Origin of the sequence: Pseudomonas danubii, assembly GCF_042980055.1 — a bacterium.
Taxonomy (GTDB): Bacteria; Pseudomonadota; Gammaproteobacteria; order Pseudomonadales; family Pseudomonadaceae; genus Aquipseudomonas; species Aquipseudomonas danubii.
Genome location: NZ_CP116502.1, coordinates 1898182 through 1917189, shown reverse-complemented (window position 1 = coordinate 1917189; position 19008 = coordinate 1898182). Strand labels below are relative to the sequence as shown.

Here is a 19008-nt window from a genome sequence, read left to right as displayed (position 1 = left end):
ACTCATGAACGCACAACCTCTGCGTGTCGGCATCGGCGGCCCGGTGGGCTCCGGAAAAACCGCCCTGACCCTGGCCCTGTGCCTGGCCCTGCGCGAGCGCTACAACCTGGCAGTGGTGACCAACGATATCTACACCCGCGAAGACGCCGACTTCCTGGTACGCAATGAAGCCCTGGCGCCGGAGCGGATCATCGGCGTGGAAACCGGCGGCTGCCCGCACACCGCGATCCGCGAAGACGCCTCGATCAACCTGGAAGCGGTGGACCAGTTGAACCGGCGCTTCCCGGGGCTCGATCTGATCCTGGTGGAGTCCGGCGGCGACAACCTTTCAGCCACCTTCAGCCCGGAACTGTCGGACCTGACGATCTATGTGATCGACGTTTCCGCTGGCGACAAGCTGCCGCGCAAAGGGGGCCCGGGCATCTGCAAATCCGACTTGCTGGTGATCAACAAGATCGACCTGGCGCCGCTGGTGGGCGCCTCTCTGGAGATGATGAACAGCGACACCCAGCGCATGCGCGGCGGCAAGCCGTTCGTCTTCAGCAACCAGAAGACCGGCCAGGGCCTGGAAGACATCATCGCCTTCATCGAACGCCAAGGGCTGCTGACCGCGGCCTGAAACCGAACCTGAAAAACGCTCAACAAGGAAGCCACTCATGACCCTGAAATCACTCTTCGGCGCCCTGGTGCTGCTGCTGACCCCGGCCCTGGCCTTCGCTCACCCGGGCCACGGCGACAACGGCCTGATGGCCGGTATCAGCCACCCCATCGGCGGCCTCGACCACTTGCTGGCCATGCTTGCGGTCGGCCTGTGGGCCGCCCAGCAACAAGGCGCGGCGCGCTGGGCACTGCCCTGCACCTTTGTCGGCACCATGCTGATTGGCGGCCTGCTGGGCTTCGAAGGGCTGAACCTGCCGGCCCTGGAAAGCGGCATTGCCGCTTCGGTACTGGCCCTGGGCCTGGCCGTGGCCCTGGCGGTGCGCCCACCACTGAGCCTGGCGCTCGCCGCCACTGCGCTGTTTGCCCTGTTCCATGGCGTGGCCCATGGCCTGGAACTGCCAGACATGTCCAGCCCCTGGGCCTATGCCGCCGGTTTTGTCGCGGCCACCGCGGCCCTGCATGCCGCCGGTTATGCCGTGGTGCGGGTACTGCCGCAGGCGGCGGCGCCGCTGGTGCGCATGGCCGGTGCCGCCTCGGCCGCAACGGGCGTGTGGTTGCTGGCTGGCTGATCCCTGCCCTCTTCTGTAGGAGCCGGCTGGCCGGCGAAGGCGGTCTTGCGGGCCTCGTTCGCTGGCAAGCCAGCTCCTGCAAGGCTGACGTGATCTTTAGGCCGCCTTCGCTGGCAAGCCGGCTCCTACCCATCTGCCGTGCTCGGCGGGCAAGCCGCCTTGGGGGGCTTCTCTGGTAACATGTCGCGCACTCAAACCTGCCGTGACGACGCCAGCCAATGCCCGATGTATCCCGCTCCGCCACCTCGCCTGAATCGAGCGCTCTGTTCAACGCCATGCAGCAGCATTTCCACAAGGTGATAGTGCCGCTGTGGCAAGGTCCGGGCTGGAATCCGCAGTTGGCACTGCCCTATGAGGCGCTGGACGCCGAACAGCGGCCATTGCCGCCGCAGCGCTATCGAGCCATGGCCTGTGCCCGGCAGCTGTACCTGTTCTCCCAATTGATCGGTGATGCCGCCGCCCCCTTTGCCCAAGAGCGGGCCGCCGCGCTGTTCCGCTCGCTGCAGCGGCACTTCCACGATGCCGAGCACGGTGGCTGGTTCTACAGCATCGATGCCGACGGCGCGCCGCTGGATCGGCGCAAGGACCTCTACACCCACGCCTTTATCCTCTTCGCCTGCGCTCATTACTGGGCCAAGGTCCGCGAGCCGCTGGTGGAGTCGGTGCTCAATGCCGCCCTGGAAGTGGTAGCCCTGCGCTTTGCCCGGAGCGATGAACTCTACGAAGCCAGCCTCGCCGAGGACTGGTCCGTACTGGGTTCCGGGCCCCTGCAGAATCCGCTGATGCACCTGGCCGAAGCCTTTCTCGCAATCCTGGCAGTACGCGAAGACGCCGCGGTACAAACCGCACTGCTGGAGCTGTGCCAGGCCATGCAGCAGCAGTTCATCGACCCGCAGCACGGAGTGATGCTGGAGAAGCCCCTGGGGGCTGTGGATAACTGGTTCGAGCCAGGGCATCAGTTCGAGTGGTTCTTCCTCCTCGACTCTTCGCCGTTGCTGCGCAGCAACCCGCTGCACGCCTCATTGAGTCGTGCCTTCGCGTTTGCCGAGCAGCTTGGTGTCGACCCGCAGAGCGGCGCGGTGTGCGCCATGCTCGACCTGCAACCGGGTGCCCCCATCAAGGACGCCACCCAGCGCATCTGGGCCCAGGCCGAGTACTTGCGTGCCCTGACCTTGCGTGCGGACAGCCAGGCGCCCCTGCTGCGTCAGCTCAAGGCGCTGCACGCGCATTTCCTGCATGCAGGGGGCTGGAATGAATGCCTGGATGCCAGTGGCGCGGTCAGCCGGCGGGATATGCCATCGACCACGCCTTATCACCTGGCGACCTGTTATCGCGGGCTGGCGGAATATTTTGCCTGAAACCTCTGCCGGCCAGCCGGCTCCTGCAAGCCCCCTGTAGGAGACGGCTGGTCGGCGAAAAGCGCACCGCCCATCAAACGATCCACTTGCGATCCCCGGTAAAGCTGATGGTCAGCCAGCGCGCTGCGTCGGCCTCTCCCAACTCACTGGAAATCTCCTCGCGCAAGCGGTCCAAAGTCGCCACATCCTGCAGCGGATAGTCCGCCGGCAGCACGATATGGATCTCGATGAAACGCGCCCGGCCGTGCTTCTGCACGTAGGAAATGTATTCCTGAAAGCCATAGGCAACCATGGCCTCTTCCATCACGCTGCGCACCTTTTCATCCAGCTGGTCCGGAGCGATGCCCAGCACATCACGCAACGCCGGCCGCAGGATCTTCAAGGCCGGCGGCAGCATGCTCAGGGCCAGCAGGATCAGGATCGCCGGGTCGACATACACCGCCCACTGGCCATGCCCGTACTGCTTGAGCAGCAAGGCGATGATGAAACTCACCAGCAGCCCCACCGAGAGCATTGCGTCCACCAGCCAGCTGATGTTGTCGAACTGGATCAGCGACGATTTGAGCTTGCGGTTACGCCGGCGCACATAGAAGAAGTAGGCGAACTCCGTTACCGCAAAGAACCCGGCGTAGAAGATCACCATCCCCAGCTCGACCTCCCGGCCGCCATTGATGATGCCGAACACACCGTTAAGAAAGGCGTAGATGGCGATCAACAGCAGGAAGCTGCCTTCGATCAGCAGCACCATGGGTTCCAGGTGCCAGAAGCCGAACTGGAAACGGTGGTTGCTTTCCTTGGCAATCAGCTTGGCAGTGATCAGCATCAGGACCTTGATGAAGGTCGCGATCAGGGAAAAAAACCCATCGAACAAAATGGATTGGGCGCCAGAAACAAAACCCGTGACGATACCGGCGATCGCCACGGCGAACATCAGTACAGTCGATTGTTTGAGCAGAACCTGCTCACCTCGGTTACTCACAACTCCTCCTATCGAACTTCAAAAACACCGCCTTGAGTGAGGCGGCAGTGAAATTTCGGGGCGGAATTCTACCCTGCCAAGGCTGACCTTCAGCTGAAACGAATCAGCTTATGTGTTTCCAAGTACAACTGTAGTCACTGCCGAGCCATGGCGGAGGTTGCGACTAACTGCGTAGCAGGCCCAGGTCTTGCAACCGCTGGAGGGCCTGGCGGCCCTGTCGCAGCCTGCGGCAGCGGCTACACCTTGCGCTCGATGGCGAAGCCGGCCCAGGTCTGGCTCACCGGCATCAGCTCCAGGCTGTTGATGTTGACGTGGGCAGGCGTGTTGAGAACCCAGAAGATGGTATCGGCAATGTCCTCGGGCTGGATCGGCTCGGCCCCGGCGTAGGTGGCGTCGTAGCGCGCCTGATCGCCGGCGAAACGCACCAGGGAGAACTCGCTTTCGCACAGGCCCGGCTCAATGTTGGTGACCCGCACGCCAGTGCCCTGCAGGTCGCAACGCAGGTTCAGGGAGAACTGTTTGACGAAGGCCTTGCTCGCGCCATAGACGTGACTGCCCGGGTACGGGTAGTTGCCGGCAATGGAGCCCAGGTTGACGATCCCGGCGCCCCGGCCATGGGCGATCAGCCGCGGCAGCAGCAGACGGGTGCTGTACATCAAGCCCTTGATGTTGGTGTCGACCATGGTGTCCCAGTCATCCAGGTCGCACTTGGGCGCCGGGTCGACGCCCAGGGCCAGGCCGGCATTGTTGATCAGGCCGCGCAACTTGCCAAAGGACGGCGGCAGGTTGGTGATGGCCGCTTCCATGGCCTTGCGGTCCCGCACATCGAGTACCAGGCCGTGCACTTCGGTCTGCTTGGAGAGCTCTGCGCACAGCGCGTTGAGGCGCTCCTCGCGGCGGCCGGTGAGCACCAGCGACCAGCCGGCCTCGGCAAAACGACGGGCGCAGGCTTCGCCAAAACCGGACGTCGCGCCCGTAATGAACAGTGTGGAAGTCATGGTGTTCTCCTTGCTGGGTGGCGAGCCGCCGTTACGATAAAAAAGCGTTTCGCAGCATGCCCGGCCCGGCTCTGGGCGGCAACAGAAGCGCTGGATATCCGCTATCACTGTACAAAAAACGCTCACATGGCTGAAAGCTATGGCCGGCAAGGCCTGCAGCCACATGCCCGCACCTTATCCACAGGCCGGTCCACAGTCTTTGGGGGCAAGTGCAAATCGCGCAAAGCCGCTGTACACAGGGCTTGCAGCGGATCATGGGAAGTTTTTTGCTTGACCCGCAGAGGCTGTCCATGCAGGTGGCCGCAAAAAAGATGACCGAGCGGTCAAAGTGTATAAGGCCAGAGGCCAGTAACTACGCCGCCCAGAGCAGTCTTTCCAGAGTTTAGTCACAGACTTATCCACAGGCTTATCCAGAGTCTTTTGCGGGTACGGCTGCGACAATAAAAAGGTTGACAAGCGCGTCTTCGAGTTGCTCAAAAAGCCATGATCAAAAAACAATCAATTGCTTGCAGGCCACGTAAACAAAGGCTTCCAGCCAGCTACTCCCACGTTACCCACAGCCCGCTCCACAGCAAACGGGGACAAGTCAAAACGGTGGAAAAACAACTGTTTGCAGCGTCTTTATGCCGCGCTTTGCCAGCTTGGGAATAATGTTTTCCACAATTGTCGGACGCCGGCTGCCCTTCTGCGCACCCGCGGTTGCCAATGCCCGCACTCAGTCCGCAGGAACCGGCTTGCCGGCAAATCCCGGACGCACAACGGAATCTGAACAGCTGCCATAGGCAGGGGGCGTTCCGCTGGCAAGCCAGCGCCTACGGGGCGGGTGAAAACTGTGGATAAAAAATGCCCCGGCGGCGTGAACCGACGGGGCATGGTTTATCCACAGACCGGGCCGTCAGTGACCGCCCAGGTAAGCGTTGCGCACTTCCTCGTTGACCAGCAGCTCCTTGCCGGTGCCGCTCAGGCGGATCTCGCCGTTGACCATCACGTAGGCGCGGTCCGACAGCTTCAGCGCATGGTTGGCGTTTTGCTCCACCAGGAAGATGGTCATGCCGGTGGCCGCCAGCTCCCGCAGGGTGGCGAATATCTGCTTCACCACGATCGGCGCCAGCCCCAGGCTCGGTTCATCCAGCAACAGCAGCTTGGGCCGGCTCATCAGCGCCCGAGCGATGGCCAGCATCTGCTGCTCACCGCCAGACATGGTCATGGCCCGCTGGGTACGCCGCTCCTTGAGCCGTGGAAAGAGTTCGAACATACGCTGCATGTCCTCGCTAGCGTACTTGTCGCCAATCGGGATGGTGCCCATCAGCAGGTTCTCTTCCACGGTCATGTCGGGGAACACCCGGCGCCCTTCCGGCGACTGGGCGATGCCGTTGGAGGCAATGTAGTGGGACGACTTGTGAGTGATGTCCACGCCGCGATAAAGGATCTGCCCGGACTCCGCCCGGGGCTGGCCGAAGATCGACATCAGCAGGGTCGATTTGCCGGCACCGTTGGAGCCGATCAGGCTCACGGTTTCCCCTTCGTTGATGTACAGCGAGACTTTCTTCAGGGCCTGGATCGGGCCGTAGTACACATCCAGATCCTTGAGTTCGAGTATGGGTTGACTCATACCAGCTCCTCTTCGTCGGCACCCAGGTAGGCGGCGATCACCTTCGGATCGTTGCGGATGGCCTCCGGTCCGCCTTCGGCGATCACGTTGCCGTGGTCCAGCACCACGATGTGGTCGGAAATACTCATCACCATGCCCATGTCGTGTTCAATCAGCACCACGGTCAGATCGTGCTCGTCGCGCAGCAGCCGGATCATCGCGCTCAGCGCTTCGGTTTCCTGGGGGTTGAGGCCGGCGGCCGGTTCGTCGAGGCAGATGATCTGCGGCCGGGTGCACATGGCCCGGGCGATCTCCAGGCGCCGCTGCTGGCCGTAGGACAGCTCGCCGGCCAGGCGGTTGGCGCAGTCCACCAGGTCCACCACTTCCAGCCAGTAGAAAGCGTGGTCCAGGGCGGCGCTTTCCGCCTGGCGGTAGCCCTTGGTGTTGAGGATGCCCGCCAGCAGGTTGCGGTTGACCCACATGTGCTGGGCCACCAGCAGGTTTTCCACCACGGACATTTCCTTGAACAGGCGAATGTTCTGGAAGGTCCGCGCCAACCCGGCGCGGTTCACCAGGTGGGTGCCGCCAAACATCTTGTAGTACAGGCGACTGGCGAAGCTTTTCGGCGACACCAAATCGGTGGCACGAAATGGCTCGCCCAAGAGCTTGATGACGTTGGTCTGCTGGCCCCGGGTATTGAGCTCGATGCGCCCGCCGGAGGCCTTGTAGAAGCCGGTCAGGCAGTTGAACACCGTGGTCTTGCCGGCGCCGTTGGGGCCGATCAGGGCGAAGATCGAGTTGCGCTTGACCTTGAGGCTGACGTCGCTGAGGGCCTTGATGCCACCGAAGTGCATCATCAGGTTCTCGACCGAAAGAATGTATTCGCTCATGGCGCGTTCCCCTCAGTCAGAGCACCTTTGCGTGGCGTCACCCCGGTACGGCTGATGCGGATCAGCCCCCGCGGTCGCCAGATCATCATCAACACCATGAGGATGCCGAACAGCAGCACCCGGTACTCGGAGAAGCTGCGCAGCAGCTCCGGCGCCACGGTCAGGACGAAGGCCGCGATCACCACGCCCACCGTGGAGCCCATGCCCCCCAGCACCACGATGGCGAGGATCAGCGCCGACTCGAAGAAGGTGAACGAGGACGGGTTGACGAAGCCCTGATAGCTGGCGAAGAAGACCCCGGCCAGACCGGCGGTGGAGGCACCGATGGTGAAGGCCGAGAGTTTCACCAGCACGTGGTTCAAGCCCATGGCGCGGCAAGCGATCTCGTCTTCACGCAGGGCTTCCCAGGCCCGGCCCACCGGCATGCGGGTCAACCGGTGCTTGATGTAGAGCACCAGCAACACCACCAGGAACAGCACGATGTAGATGAACAGGAACTTCAGGTTAGGGTTGTATTCCAGGCCGAAGAACTCGTGGAACGGCACCCCACCGTCCTTGGCCCTGCGACCGAACTCCAGGCCCAGGAACGTCGGCGATGGCACCGGCATACCGTTGGGGCCGCCAGTGAAGGACAGCCAGTTGTTAAGCACCAGGCGGATGATCTCGCCGAAGCCCAGGGTCACGATGGCCAGGTAGTCGCCATGCATTCGCAGCACCGGGAAGCCCAATATGCACCCCGCCAGCGCGGCGGCAATCGCCGCCAGGGGCAGCACGCTCCAGAAGCCCAGGCCCAGGTACTGGTAACCCAGGGCCAGGCCGTAGGCGCCGATGGCGTAGAACGCCACGTAGCCCAGGTCCAGCAGCCCCGCCAGGCCCACCACGATGTTCAGCCCCAGGCCCAGCAGCACGTAGATCAGGCCGAGGATGACCACGGTCAGCAGGTACTTGTTGGCGAAGAACGGGAACACGATGGCGATCACGATCAGCGCCGGAATGATCCAGCGCAACCGCGACTTGTAGTCCGGCGCCAGCACATGCACCCCAGAGCCTGTGGTCTCGAAGCCCTGGAGAATCTTCAGGCCCTTGGGGGTTTGCAGGAACAGGCTCAGGGCCAGGCGGCCGGCCATGACGATCGCCACCAGCCAGGCGACCCGGGTCGGTTCCAGGTTGAAGCTGTAGCCATCCAGGACCACGCCCACGATGGGGCCGAACACGATCAGCGAGATCAGCCCGGCCAGTACGGCGTCGATGACGCTCTTCTTGATATCAATCGGTTTATTGGCAGCAGACATACTTATACCTTCGCCACGAGTGGGCGACCCAGCAGGCCTTGGGGACGGAAAATCAGGATCAGCACCAGCAGCGAGAAACTGAACACGTCTTTGTAGTCGGAGTTGATCAAGCCGGAGAACAGCGACTCGGAGATCCCGAGGATGATCCCGCCGAGCATCGCTCCGGGCAGCGAGCCAATGCCGCCGAGCACGGCTGCGGTGAACGCCTTGATGCCGATGACGAAGCCGGCGTAGAAGTCGAAGGTGCCGTAGTTCATGGTGATCAGCACACCGGCCAGGGCCGCCATGGCCGCGCCGATGACGAACACGTAGGAGATCACCCGATCAGTGTTGATGCCGAGAATCGAGGCCATCTTGCGGTCTTGCTGGGTGGCCCGGCACATGCGCCCCAGCTTGGTGTACTTGATGATGTAGGTGAGCAGCGCCATGCCGGCGAACGCCGCCACCAGGATGAAGATCTTGGTGTAGGTGAGTTGCACGAAGCCGGTGCCGATATCGACTTTCCAGGCGCCGGCCAACAGGGTCGGAACCCCTTGCTGCTTGGCGCCCTGGCTGATCTGCGCGTAGTTCTGCAGGATCAGCGAGATACCGATGGCGCTGATCAGCGGTGCCAGGCGGGTGGAGTTGCGCAGGGGTTTGTAGGCCACGCGCTCGATGACCCAGCCATAGATCCCCGTCACCACCACGGTGAAGACCAGGGTGCCGAGAATGAGTAGCGGGAAGGATTCAATGCCGAAGTAGGCCAGCAGAGCCAGACTGATTGCCGCGAGGTAAGCGGAAATCATGTAAACCTCGCCGTGGGCGAAGTTGATCATGCCGATGATGCCATAGACCATTGTGTAGCCGATGGCGATCAGACCATAGACAGACCCGAGGGTCAGTCCATTGATCAGTTGCTGCAGGAAAATACCATCCATAACGCAATCTCACGGACTTGAGAGACGGCACAGGGCGTCAGCGACGGACAGGGATCACCGGTCCGCGCAACACGTCCGTTGTGCAGCTCTACGAGAAAAGGCAAGTACTGCACGAGTACGAACCGGTACCAGGGGGTAGTACCGGTTCGTTCGGACTCATGTCACTTCTGTTTTTCCAGCTGGTGGTACTTGCCGTCCTTGTCCCACTGATAGACCACGTAGTCGGAGATCTTCAGGTCGCCCTTGCCATCCCAGGACTTCTCGCCCATCACGGTTTTCACCGGGTTGGCCTTGAGCCACTTGGCGGCGTCTTCGCCTTTGTTGGATTTGGCACCATTGAAGCCGGCGGCCAGGGCCTGGACCGACGCGTAGGCGTACAGGGTGTAGCCTTCAGGCTCGGTGCCGGCCTTGCGGAAGGCATCCACCACCGCCTTGCTGTCCGGCAGCAAGCGTGGGTCGGCGCCGAAGGTCATGTACACACCGTCGACGTATTGCGGGCCGCCGGCGGTGGTCACCAGCTCGTCGGTAACGATGCCGTCGTCGGACATGAACTTGACGTCCTTCAGGCCCTGCTCGCGCAGCTGGCGTACCAGCGGACCGGCTTCCGGGTGCAGGCCGCCGAAGTACACCACGTCGGCACCGGCAGCGCGGATCTTGGTCACCACGGCGCTGAAGTCTTTCTCGCCACGGGTCAGGCCCTCGTACAGCACCGGGGTCACGCCGCGCTTGGTCAGCTGTGCCTTGGTGGCGTCCGCCAGGCCCTGGCCGTAGGTGTCCTTGTCGTGCAGCACCACGACTTTCTTGCCTTTGAGCACGTCAACGATGTAGTCGCCGGCGACGATGCCCTGCTGATCGTCACGCCCGCACATACGGAACATCGCGGACAGGCCACGCTCGGTGACCTGGGGGTTGGTGGAACCCGGGGTGATGGCAATCACACCGGCGTCGCTGTACACCTCGGAAGCCGGAATGGTCGACGAGGAGCAGAAGTGCCCCACGACGCCCGCCACCTTGTCCTGGTCCACCAGGCGGTTGGCCACGGCCACGGCCTGCTTCGGTTCGCAGGCGTCGTCGCCCTTGACCAGGACGATCTTCTCGCCGTTGACCCCGCCTTTGGCATTGATCTCGTCAGCCGCTGCCTGTGCACCCTTCATGTACTGCTCGCCAAATGCCGCATTGGCGCCTGTCATGGGACCCGCTACGCCGATCTTCAGGTCGGCTTGAGCAAACGCAGAAACACCCAGCGCAGTTGCCACTGCGAGGGCCAGAAAGCCTTTCTTGTAAAACGTCTGGGACATGAGGTGGTGCTCCAAGGTTTTTTTAGTTGGCACTGCGACTTCACTAGAATTGCTCAGAGCAAGCGCCGTGCCAGTGGTTTTTTATTCTGAAAAAAGTCGCTGTCTTATTGTTATTTCGACTGTTTCGAGCCCATTTTTATTGGGCGTGCAACCGTCTAAACCGCGGAAGGTAAAACCCTGCTTTTTAATGGGCGCAACCCATGCGTGCCATCATTGCAACCGCGACACAATTCAACGTGCAACCCTGCTGTAACAGCCCGCGTCACCGAACTGCACACTGCTGGTGCGAGACTGCTACGAGCCGCACCATTACAGGCTAGTCGCTGCATCGAAAAGCGTCGTCCCCGACTGTTTATTTCCTTGTTCAGATGACGATCCGCAGGCACTGGCCCGCGTGGTAGAGGGAAAATCCAGCCTCGTACAGACAACTGCGCAGCCCCACTCCGGCCAGGGGCTGCATGGGGGCGAAGGGAATCGGCAAAGCCTGGGGATTGCCGTTACACAGGTAGTCGGCGAAGGCCTTGCCGACCACGGTGCCGGTGGTGACGCCACGGCCGTTGTAACCGGTGACAGCCACCAGGCCGGGTGCCGGTTCGAACAGACGCATCAAGTGATCGGGGGTAAAGGCAATGCAGCCGGTCCAGGTGGATTCCCACTCCACCGGCTTGAGGTAGGGGAAGTAATGCTGCTGCACCCGGTCGGCCCAGGCCTTGAGGAACCACAGGGGTTTCTGGTTGCCGTTGCCCAGGCTGCCCAGCAACAAGCGGCCATCGGCATCCCGTCGAATGCTGCTCAGCACCTGGCGGGTATCCCAGGAGCCCTGGCCTCCGGGCAGGATCTGCCGGGCGGCCTCTTCGGTGAGCGGCGCCGAGGCCACCTGGTAGTAGTAGCCGGGGAAGAAGTTGCGCCGCAGCTCGGTCCAGTCGCCTTCGGTGTAGGCGTTGGAGGCGATCACCACCTGCTCGGCCAGCACCGAACCCTGATCGGTCTGCACCGACCAGCGCTGGCCTTGGCGTTCCAGGCGAGTGACGGGGGAATGATCGAACAACTGGCCGCCGAGCTTGATCGCGGCCTTGGCCAGTCCGGTGGTGTAGGCCATCGGGTTGAGGGTACCGGCGCGCCGGTCGAGCAAGGCGGCGGCGATCTTCCGGGTGCCGGTGGCGGTTTCACAGGCGGCACCGGTCAACAGTTCCACCGGCGCACCACGGCGCTTCCATTGCTCCTCGCGGCTGCGCAAGTCAGCTTCGCCCCGGGCGTTGTGGGCCATGTGCAACGTGCCTTCGCGGCGTAACTGGCAATCGATCTGGTATTTGTCCACCAGGCTGAACACCAGGGACGGCGCGGCCCCGAGCATGCGGTTGAGCTGGCTGCCCACCTGCTCGCCGAAACCGGCCTCGATCTCGTCCGGGGGAATCCACAGGCCGGCGTTGACCAGCCCGACATTGCGCCCCGAACCGCCCTGCCCGGCGCGGTGGGCCTCGACGACACAGACCCGTTTGCCTTGCTCCAGCAGATGCACGGCCGCCGACAAGCCGGTGAAGCCGGCGCCGATGATGCACACATCCGCCGTCAGCTCGCCCTTGAGCGGCGCATTGTCAGGCCTTTGTGGGGTCAGTTTTTCCCATAGACATTGTTCTTGTAGCGCCATTGCCAGACTCCGAAATCAACCCACCACAGACGCTGAAACGCATTGACCGCTGTTCGCCAGCAAGCTGGCTCCTACAAACCTCCCCGTAGGAGCGAGCCTGCTCGCGAAAAGACTCAATCGAAGGTGATGCCCTGGGCCAGCGGCAGTTCCTGAGAGTAGTTGACGGTGTTGGTCTGGCGCCGCATGTAACCGCGCCAGGCATCGGAGCCGGACTCGCGGCCGCCGCCGGTTTCCTTCTCGCCACCAAAGGCCCCGCCAATCTCCGCGCCACTCGGGCCGATGTTGACGTTGGCAATCCCGCAGTCGCTGCCCACCGCCGACATGAACTGCTCGGCTTCACGCACGTCAGTGGTGAAGATGCACGACGACAGGCCCTGGGGCACGGCGTTGTTCAAGCGCAGGGCTTCCTCGAAGTCGTTGTAGCCGATCACATAGAGGATCGGGGCGAAGGTTTCGCTGCACACCACATCACTCTGCTCCGGCATTTCGACAATCGCCGGCGACACGTAATAGGCATTGGGGAACTGGTCCTGCAACTGGCGTTGGCCACCGAACACCCGGCCGCCCTCGCTCAGGGCCTGTTCCAGGGCGTCCTGCATGGCGTCGAAGCTGTGCTTGTCGATCAGCGGGCCGATCAGGTTGCCTTGCAGGGGGTGGCCGATGCGCACTTTGGAGTAGGCGGCCTTGAGACGGGTGACGATTTCCTCTTTCACCGACTCGTGGGCAATCAACCGGCGCAAGGTGGTGCAACGCTGGCCGGCGGTGCCGACGGCGCTGAACAGGATGGCGCGCACGGCCATGTCCAGGTCGGCGCTCGGGCCGAGGATCATGGCGTTGTTGCCGCCCAGTTCGAGAATGCTGCGGGCAAAGCGTGCGGCCACTTTCGGCGCCACTTCACGGCCCATGCGGGTGCTGCCGGTGGCGCTGATCAGGGCCACTCGTGGATCGTCCACCAGGGCGGCGCCAGCGTCGCGGCCACCGATGATCACCTGGCTCAGGTACTCGGGAGCGTCCTGGAAGTTCTTCAGCACCCGCTCCAGCAACGCCTGGCAGGCCAGGGCGGTGAGCGGGGTCTTCTCCGAGGGTTTCCAGATCACCGGGTTGCCGCAGACCAGCGCCAGGGCGGTGTTCCAGGCCCAGACCGCCACCGGGAAGTTGAAGGCACTGATCACCCCCACCACACCCAGGGGATGCCAGGTTTCACGCATGTGGTGACCGGGACGCTCGGAGGCGATGGTCAAGCCATAGAGCTGGCGCGACAGACCGACGGCGAAGTCGCAGATATCGATCATCTCCTGCACTTCCCCCAACCCTTCCTGGGTGATCTTGCCGGCTTCCCAGGAAACCAGTTCGCCCAGATCGGCCTTGTACTCGCGCAGCACCTCACCGAATTGCCGTACCAGCTCGCCACGACGGGGGGCCGGGACTTTGCGCCATAGCGCGAATGCATGCTCTGCGCGACTGACCTGCTGCTCCACTTCGGCGGCGCCCTGCCAGTTCACGGCGGCGATCCGGCTGCCGTCGATCGGCGAATGCACAGGCTGGGTGCCCGACTGGTACAGGGCCGGGTTCACACCCAGACGATCAAGCAATGCGGCAACCATGGGGGTCACTCCTTACAGATGAATAGCCAAAAAAACCGACCGCTGCGACGGCCATCAAGGCCTGTAGTTGTAGCTGGCCTGAGACTTGCCAACAAACGACCTTTAAGCGAGATATCATTCCGTTTATTCATGCTGAGCCGGCATCCAGCACCGATAAGAACAAGGACCACCCATGCTCAACAAACGCTACCTGCCGTCAATCACTGCCCTGCAGTGCTTCGAGGCCGTGACCCGGCACCTGAGCTTCACCCGCGCCGCCGAGGAACTCAATCTGACCCAGAGCGCGGTCAGCAAGCAGGTGGCGCAGCTGGAAGAGCTGCTGCAGCACCTGTTGTTCCGTCGGGTCCGCCGCCGCCTGCAACTGACCCCGGCCGGCGACCTGTATCTGGTGGAAGTGCGCAAGATCCTTACCCAGGTGGAGATGTCCACCCACTACCTGCGCTCCTACGGCGGCGAGACCGAAGTGCTGCGGGTGTCCACGCCCTACACCTTCGGCGCCCGCTGGCTGGTGCCGCGCCTCAAGGGCTGGCGCCTGCGCCATCCGCATATCCACCTGGACCTGTGCAACGAGCAGGAGCCGGACGAACTGCTCCAGGGCCACGCCGACCTGGCGTTCTACTTCGGCCAAGGTTCGCGCCCCGGCACCGAGAGCCTGAAACTGTTCAGCGAAGAACTGGTGGCGGTCTGCGCCCCGGATAGCCTGCCCGCCGAACCCTTGACCGACCCGCGGCAACTGACCGATCTGGTCCTGCTGCAAAACGCCTCGCGCCCCCAGGGTTGGCACGAATGGTTTGAACAGCAGGGCTACCAGACCGAACACAGCTATCACGGCCCGCGCTTCGAAACCTTCTATATGTGCATCCGCGCCGCCCAGGTCGGTTGTGGCGTGGCGCTGCTGCCACGCTTCCTGGTGGAAGAGGAACTGGCCGAGGGCAAGCTGGTGATCGCCTGGAAGTACGCCATGCCCAGCCAGGATGCCTACTACCTGGCCTACCCCGAACACTCAGCGGAAGTGCCCAAGGTCCGCGACTTCGTGCGCTGGATGCTCGAACACAACGATGCTCCCCTCCCGTAGGAGCCGGCTTGCCGGCGATGGGGCCCAGGCACGGCCGAAGCCCCATTCGCTGGCCAGCCAGCGCCTATCGCAGGAGAATGGCCCGCCGCAAAAATCGCTGGTCAAGCGCAGGACGTCTATGCGCCACTAGCGCCTTCATTGAAAGAGCTGAAGCCGCCGCTGTCCGTCGCGGCCAGCATGGAGATTCCCGTTATGAGCGAGAGTGTGTTTGCCGATCGCATCGTGCAGAACCTGCTCGACACCGACTTCTACAAACTGACCATGATGCAGGCGGTGCTGCACAACTACCCCAACGTGGAAGTGGAATGGGAGTTTCGTTGCCGTAACAGCGAGGATCTGCAGCCGTACCTGGCGGAGATCCGCTATCAGTTCGAGCGCCTGGCGGAACTGAGCCTGAGCGCCGACCAACTGGGCTTTCTCGAACGCATCAGCTTCCTCAAGCCGGACTTCCTGCGCTTTCTCGGGCTGTTTCGCTTCAACCTGCGCTACGTGCACACCGGCATCGAGAACGGCGAGCTGTTCATCCGCCTGCGCGGTCCCTGGCTGCACGTGATTCTGTTCGAAGTGCCGATGCTGGCCATCATCAGCGAAGTGCGTAACCGCTACCGCTACCGCGAGATCCAGCTGGTGCAGGCCCGGGAGCAGCTGTACCGCAAGTTCGACTGGCTCAGCGCCAACGCCAGCAGCGAAGAGTTGTCCGAACTGCAAGTGGCGGATTTCGGCACCCGCCGACGCTTTTCCTACCGGGTCCAGGAAGAAGTGGTGAACGTGCTCAAGCACGATTTCCCCGGGCGTTTTGTCGGCACCAGCAACGTGCACCTGTCCCGGGAGCTGAACATGAAACCCCTGGGCACCATGGCCCACGAATGGATCATGGCCCACCAGCAGTTGGGGCCGCGGCTGATCGACAGCCAGATCGCCGCCCTCGACTGCTGGGTCCGTGAATACCGCGGGCTGCTGGGTATCGCCCTGACCGACTGCATCACCACCGATGCCTTCCTCGGTGACTTCGATCTGTTCTTCGCCAAGCTGTTCGACGGCCTGCGCCACGACTCCGGGGACCCGATCCTCTGGGCGGAGAAAGCCATCGCCCATTACCACAAGCTGGGCATCGACCCGATGAGCAAGACCCTGGTGTTCTCCGACAGCCTGACCCTGCCGCGCTCCCTGGAAATATTCCGTGCGCTGCGGGGGCGGATCAACGTCAGCTTTGGCATCGGCACCAACCTGACCTGTGATATTCCCGGTGTCGAGCCGATGAGCATCGTGCTTAAAATGGCCGCCTGCAATGGCCAGCCCGTCGCCAAGATCTCCGATGAAGCGGGCAAGACCCATTGCAAGGATCCCAACTTCGTCGCTTACTTGCGCCACGTTTTCCAAGTACCTGCCCAACCTGGCAAGGAGTGAATCATGCAAGCCGCACAGCGTGAGATTGCGCAGCAGCTGAAGGTCCAAGCACCTTTTCCCGACCAAGCTGCCCTGGAGGCGGAAATCGCCCGGCGCGTCCGTTTCATCCAGGATTGCCTGGTCAATTCCGGTCTCAAGTCCCTGGTCCTGGGTATCAGCGGCGGTGTCGACTCGCTGACCGCCGGCCTGCTGGCCCAACGCGCCATGCGTGAGCTGCGCGAGCGCAGCGGTGACGACAGCTACCGCTTTATCGCCGTACGCCTGCCCTACGAGACCCAGTTCGACGAACACGACGCCCAGGCTTCGGTGGACTTCATCAACCCCGACGAACGCCACACCGTGAACATCGGCCCGGCGGTCAAGGCCCTGGCCAATGAAGTCGCGGCCTTTGAGGGGCAGCACGCGGTGTCCCGGGACTTTGTCCTCGGCAACACCAAGGCGCGGATGCGCATGGTGGCCCAGTACACCATCGCCGGCGCCGCCCAGGGCCTGGTGATCGGCACCGACCACGCCGCCGAAGCGGTGATGGGTTTCTTCACCAAGTTCGGTGATGGCGCCTGCGACCTGGCGCCACTGAGCGGCCTGGTGAAAAATCAGGTGCGCTCGATTGCCCGCTACTTCGGCGCTCCGGAATCCCTGGTAGAGAAGGTGCCCACCGCCGACCTCGAGGACCTGTCCCCGGGCAAACCGGATGAAGCCTCACATGGCGTCACCTACACCGAGATCGACGCTTTCCTGCATGGCCAGCCGGTGCGCGAGGAAGCCTTCAAGATCATCTGTGACACCTACCGCAAGACCCATCACAAACGCGTCATGCCCTTCGCCCCGTGACCCACCACGTTCTGTAGGAGCCGGCTTGCCGGCGAAAGGGCCGCTTGATGCTGCACAAGGTTCAAGGGCCTGTTCGCCGGCAAGCCGGCTCCGACCAGAGGGTGAAACGTCAAGCACAAAAAAGCGCCCCGCGGGGCGCTTTCTTGTTGCAGCCGGACCTGATGCTTACTTCAGGATCACAGCGCCTTTCATCATCGAGTTGTGGCCTGGGAACGAGCAGAAGAACTGGTAGCTTTCGCCAGCAGTCAGCTTCGATACGTCGAAGGTCACCGAGTCTTTCTCGCCAGCACCGATGATCTTGGTGTGGGCGATGACGCGGGTGTCGCCTTCTTTCAGGTAGCTCTTGTCGATGCCAGCGGCCATGCCGTCGGCGGCGATGCCAGCCATGTCTGCGGTTTTGCTCAGGACCCAGTTATGACCCATGACGTTCTTCGGCAGGCTGCCGGAGTGAGTCAGGTTCACGGTGAAGGTCTTGCAGCTCTTGTCGATGGTGATTTCCTTAGTGTTGAAGGACATCTGGTCGGTAGAGTCGACATCGACCTTGCATTCGGCAGCCATCAGTTGGCTGCTGGCCAGTGTCAACAGGGATACCGCAACGAGTTTGGCAAACATGGTGAATCTCCAAGGCAGGGTTAACAAAATCCATCTGAATCCATGGGACCGAAGACTGCCTGAATTTCTGCCAAGTTCCTATGATTTGCATCAAAAAACTGTATACAACTCTCTGCTATCGGGCCGATCAAGACAATCAAACAGCCCCCTGCGAAACCGCCCTCTAAGATCTGCCCATCAACATCTTTTAGGAGCCTTGGCCATGCCTCTCAACAGCCTGTTTCGCAGCTTGCTCGCCGCCTACGCCTGTGGCGCCAGCGGCACCCATGAAACCCCGCAACGCGAGGTTTAATGCTTGGAGCCAGATCTTTCAGCCTTTACTCTGAGGCCATCAATGACCGCGGAGTAAGGCATGACGTTAACTTCTGTCTGTGTATTTTGTGGCGCCAGTACCGGCAGCCATCCCCTCTATCGTGAAGCAGCCCAGGCCCTGGGCCGCGCCCTGGCCGAGCGCAAGCTGACCCTGGTCTATGGCGGCGGCGCGGTGGGCCTGATGGGCATAGTGGCCGACGCGGCCCTGGCAGCCGGCGGTGAAGTCATCGGGATCATCCCGCAAAGCCTGAAAGACAAGGAAATCGGCCACAACGGCCTGACCCGCCTGGAAGTGGTGGACGGCATGCACGCGCGCAAGGCGCGCATGGCTGAACTCAGCGATGCCTTCATTGCCCTGCCTGGGGGCCTGGGCACCCTGGAAGAGTTGTTCGAAGTCTGGACCTGGGGCCAACTGGGCTATCACCACAAGCCTCTGGGCCTGCTGGAAGTGAACGGCTTCTACGAAAAACTCAGCGGATTTCTCGACCATATCGTCGGCGAAGGCTTCGTCCGGGCCCCGCACCGTGACATGCTGCAAATGAGCGAATCGCCAGCCAGCCTGCTGGATGCCCTGGACGCCTGGAAGCCTTCGGTAGCGGACAAGTGGGCCGAGAGCAAACCCAATTAACCGTCAGCACCCGATAACAGGCAGAATACGCGCCGCTCAACCTCACCTTCGACCCCAGAGGATCGCCCATGGCTAAACCCAACTACTCCTTCGCCAAACGTCAACGAGACTTGGCCAAGGAACAGAAGAAAGAGGAAAAGCTGCAACGCAAGAAAGCTGCTGCAGAAGAAGCCAGCACACTGACCCCGGATACTGAAGGTGAAGTGAGCGTCGATGACGCCGAGCCTCAAGCCCCCCAAGCCTGAAACACCCGACCTGGCACAGTAGGGGCTGGCGGGCCTGCGAAGGCTTCCCCAAGCCCCACGCAGCATCCGCCGGCCTCTTCGCCGGCAAGCCGAC

Annotated in this window: 18 protein-coding genes; 8 read left to right on the top strand and 10 right to left on the bottom strand. The window is 62.4% G+C overall.

Features of this window, described 5'->3' with window-relative positions:
- The first annotated feature begins 4 nt into the window (after positions 1–4).
- The 3 genes from ureG to PFZ56_RS08890 all read left to right on the top strand — a co-directional run bounded on the left by ureG (position 5) and on the right by PFZ56_RS08890 (position 2587).
- Positions 5–619: an urease accessory protein UreG gene (gene ureG, locus PFZ56_RS08900; RefSeq protein ID WP_047301379.1), complete on the top strand. Its 615-nt coding sequence runs from the start codon at positions 5–7 to the stop codon at positions 617–619.
- A 37-nt stretch (positions 620–656) separates the two neighbouring features.
- Positions 657–1229, top strand: coding sequence for a HupE/UreJ family protein (locus tag PFZ56_RS08895; RefSeq protein WP_170001572.1), 573 nt, complete (start codon positions 657–659; stop codon positions 1227–1229).
- Positions 1230–1447: 218 nt separating this feature from the next.
- Positions 1448–2587, top strand: coding sequence for an AGE family epimerase/isomerase (locus PFZ56_RS08890; protein WP_170001573.1), 1140 nt, complete (start codon positions 1448–1450; stop codon positions 2585–2587).
- A gap of 73 nt (positions 2588–2660) precedes the next feature.
- Here PFZ56_RS08890 and PFZ56_RS08885 read toward each other — a convergent pair whose 3' ends face one another.
- The 9 genes from PFZ56_RS08885 to PFZ56_RS08845 all read right to left on the bottom strand — a co-directional run bounded on the left by PFZ56_RS08885 (position 2661) and on the right by PFZ56_RS08845 (position 13804).
- The gene (locus PFZ56_RS08885; RefSeq protein ID WP_102862935.1) at positions 2661–3566 is read right to left on the bottom strand and encodes a cation diffusion facilitator family transporter; all 906 of its coding nucleotides are present in this window, start codon (positions 3564–3566) and stop codon (positions 2661–2663) included.
- Between the two features lie 236 nt (positions 3567–3802).
- On the bottom strand, positions 3803–4564 hold the full coding sequence (locus tag PFZ56_RS08880; RefSeq protein ID WP_123391289.1) for an SDR family oxidoreductase: 762 nt from the start codon (positions 4562–4564) through the stop codon (positions 3803–3805).
- An 895-nt stretch (positions 4565–5459) separates the two neighbouring features.
- Positions 5460–6176: an ABC transporter ATP-binding protein gene (locus tag PFZ56_RS08875; protein WP_170001574.1), complete on the bottom strand. Its 717-nt coding sequence runs from the start codon at positions 6174–6176 to the stop codon at positions 5460–5462.
- Positions 6173–7045 (bottom strand): ATP-binding cassette domain-containing protein, encoded by an 873-nt coding sequence (locus PFZ56_RS08870; RefSeq protein WP_102862933.1) that lies wholly within the window; start codon positions 7043–7045, stop codon positions 6173–6175. Before PFZ56_RS08870 ends, PFZ56_RS08875 begins: the two co-directional genes overlap by 4 nt.
- On the bottom strand, positions 7042–8337 hold the full coding sequence (gene livM, locus PFZ56_RS08865) for a high-affinity branched-chain amino acid ABC transporter permease LivM (RefSeq protein WP_102862932.1): 1296 nt from the start codon (positions 8335–8337) through the stop codon (positions 7042–7044). Before livM ends, PFZ56_RS08870 begins: the two co-directional genes overlap by 4 nt.
- A gap of 2 nt (positions 8338–8339) precedes the next feature.
- Positions 8340–9254, bottom strand: coding sequence for a branched-chain amino acid ABC transporter permease LivH (locus PFZ56_RS08860; protein WP_102862931.1), 915 nt, complete (start codon positions 9252–9254; stop codon positions 8340–8342).
- Between the two features lie 161 nt (positions 9255–9415).
- A complete protein-coding gene (locus tag PFZ56_RS08855; protein ID WP_102881998.1) occupies positions 9416–10552 on the bottom strand; it encodes a branched-chain amino acid ABC transporter substrate-binding protein in 1137 nt (378 codons plus the stop codon).
- Between the two features lie 364 nt (positions 10553–10916).
- A complete protein-coding gene (locus tag PFZ56_RS08850) occupies positions 10917–12200 on the bottom strand; it encodes an FAD-binding oxidoreductase (RefSeq protein ID WP_170001575.1) in 1284 nt (427 codons plus the stop codon).
- Between the two features lie 113 nt (positions 12201–12313).
- Positions 12314–13804 (bottom strand): aldehyde dehydrogenase family protein, encoded by a 1491-nt coding sequence (locus PFZ56_RS08845; RefSeq protein ID WP_110595448.1) that lies wholly within the window; start codon positions 13802–13804, stop codon positions 12314–12316.
- Between the two features lie 172 nt (positions 13805–13976).
- Between PFZ56_RS08845 and PFZ56_RS08840 the strand changes: the two genes are divergently transcribed.
- The 3 genes from PFZ56_RS08840 to nadE all read left to right on the top strand — a co-directional run bounded on the left by PFZ56_RS08840 (position 13977) and on the right by nadE (position 17117).
- Entirely contained in the window at positions 13977–14879 is a 903-nt protein-coding gene (locus tag PFZ56_RS08840; RefSeq protein ID WP_170001576.1) for a LysR family transcriptional regulator, read from the top strand.
- 192 nt (positions 14880–15071) lie between these two features.
- Positions 15072–16286: a nicotinate phosphoribosyltransferase gene (gene pncB, locus PFZ56_RS08835; protein WP_102882000.1), complete on the top strand. Its 1215-nt coding sequence runs from the start codon at positions 15072–15074 to the stop codon at positions 16284–16286.
- Between the two features lie 3 nt (positions 16287–16289).
- Positions 16290–17117 (top strand): ammonia-dependent NAD(+) synthetase, encoded by an 828-nt coding sequence (nadE, locus tag PFZ56_RS08830; protein WP_102862925.1) that lies wholly within the window; start codon positions 16290–16292, stop codon positions 17115–17117.
- Between the two features lie 165 nt (positions 17118–17282).
- Here the strand turns inward: nadE and azu are convergent, their stop codons facing one another.
- Entirely contained in the window at positions 17283–17729 is a 447-nt protein-coding gene (gene azu / locus PFZ56_RS08825; RefSeq protein ID WP_102862924.1) for an azurin, read from the bottom strand.
- 352 nt (positions 17730–18081) lie between these two features.
- On the opposite strand from azu, the gene PFZ56_RS08820 reads away from it, so the two are divergent.
- Positions 18082–18669: a TIGR00730 family Rossman fold protein gene (locus PFZ56_RS08820; protein ID WP_170001577.1), complete on the top strand. Its 588-nt coding sequence runs from the start codon at positions 18082–18084 to the stop codon at positions 18667–18669.
- 68 nt (positions 18670–18737) lie between these two features.
- The gene (locus tag PFZ56_RS08815) at positions 18738–18914 is read left to right on the top strand and encodes a hypothetical protein (protein WP_162884106.1); all 177 of its coding nucleotides are present in this window, start codon (positions 18738–18740) and stop codon (positions 18912–18914) included.
- Positions 18915–19008: the final 94 nt, after the last annotated feature.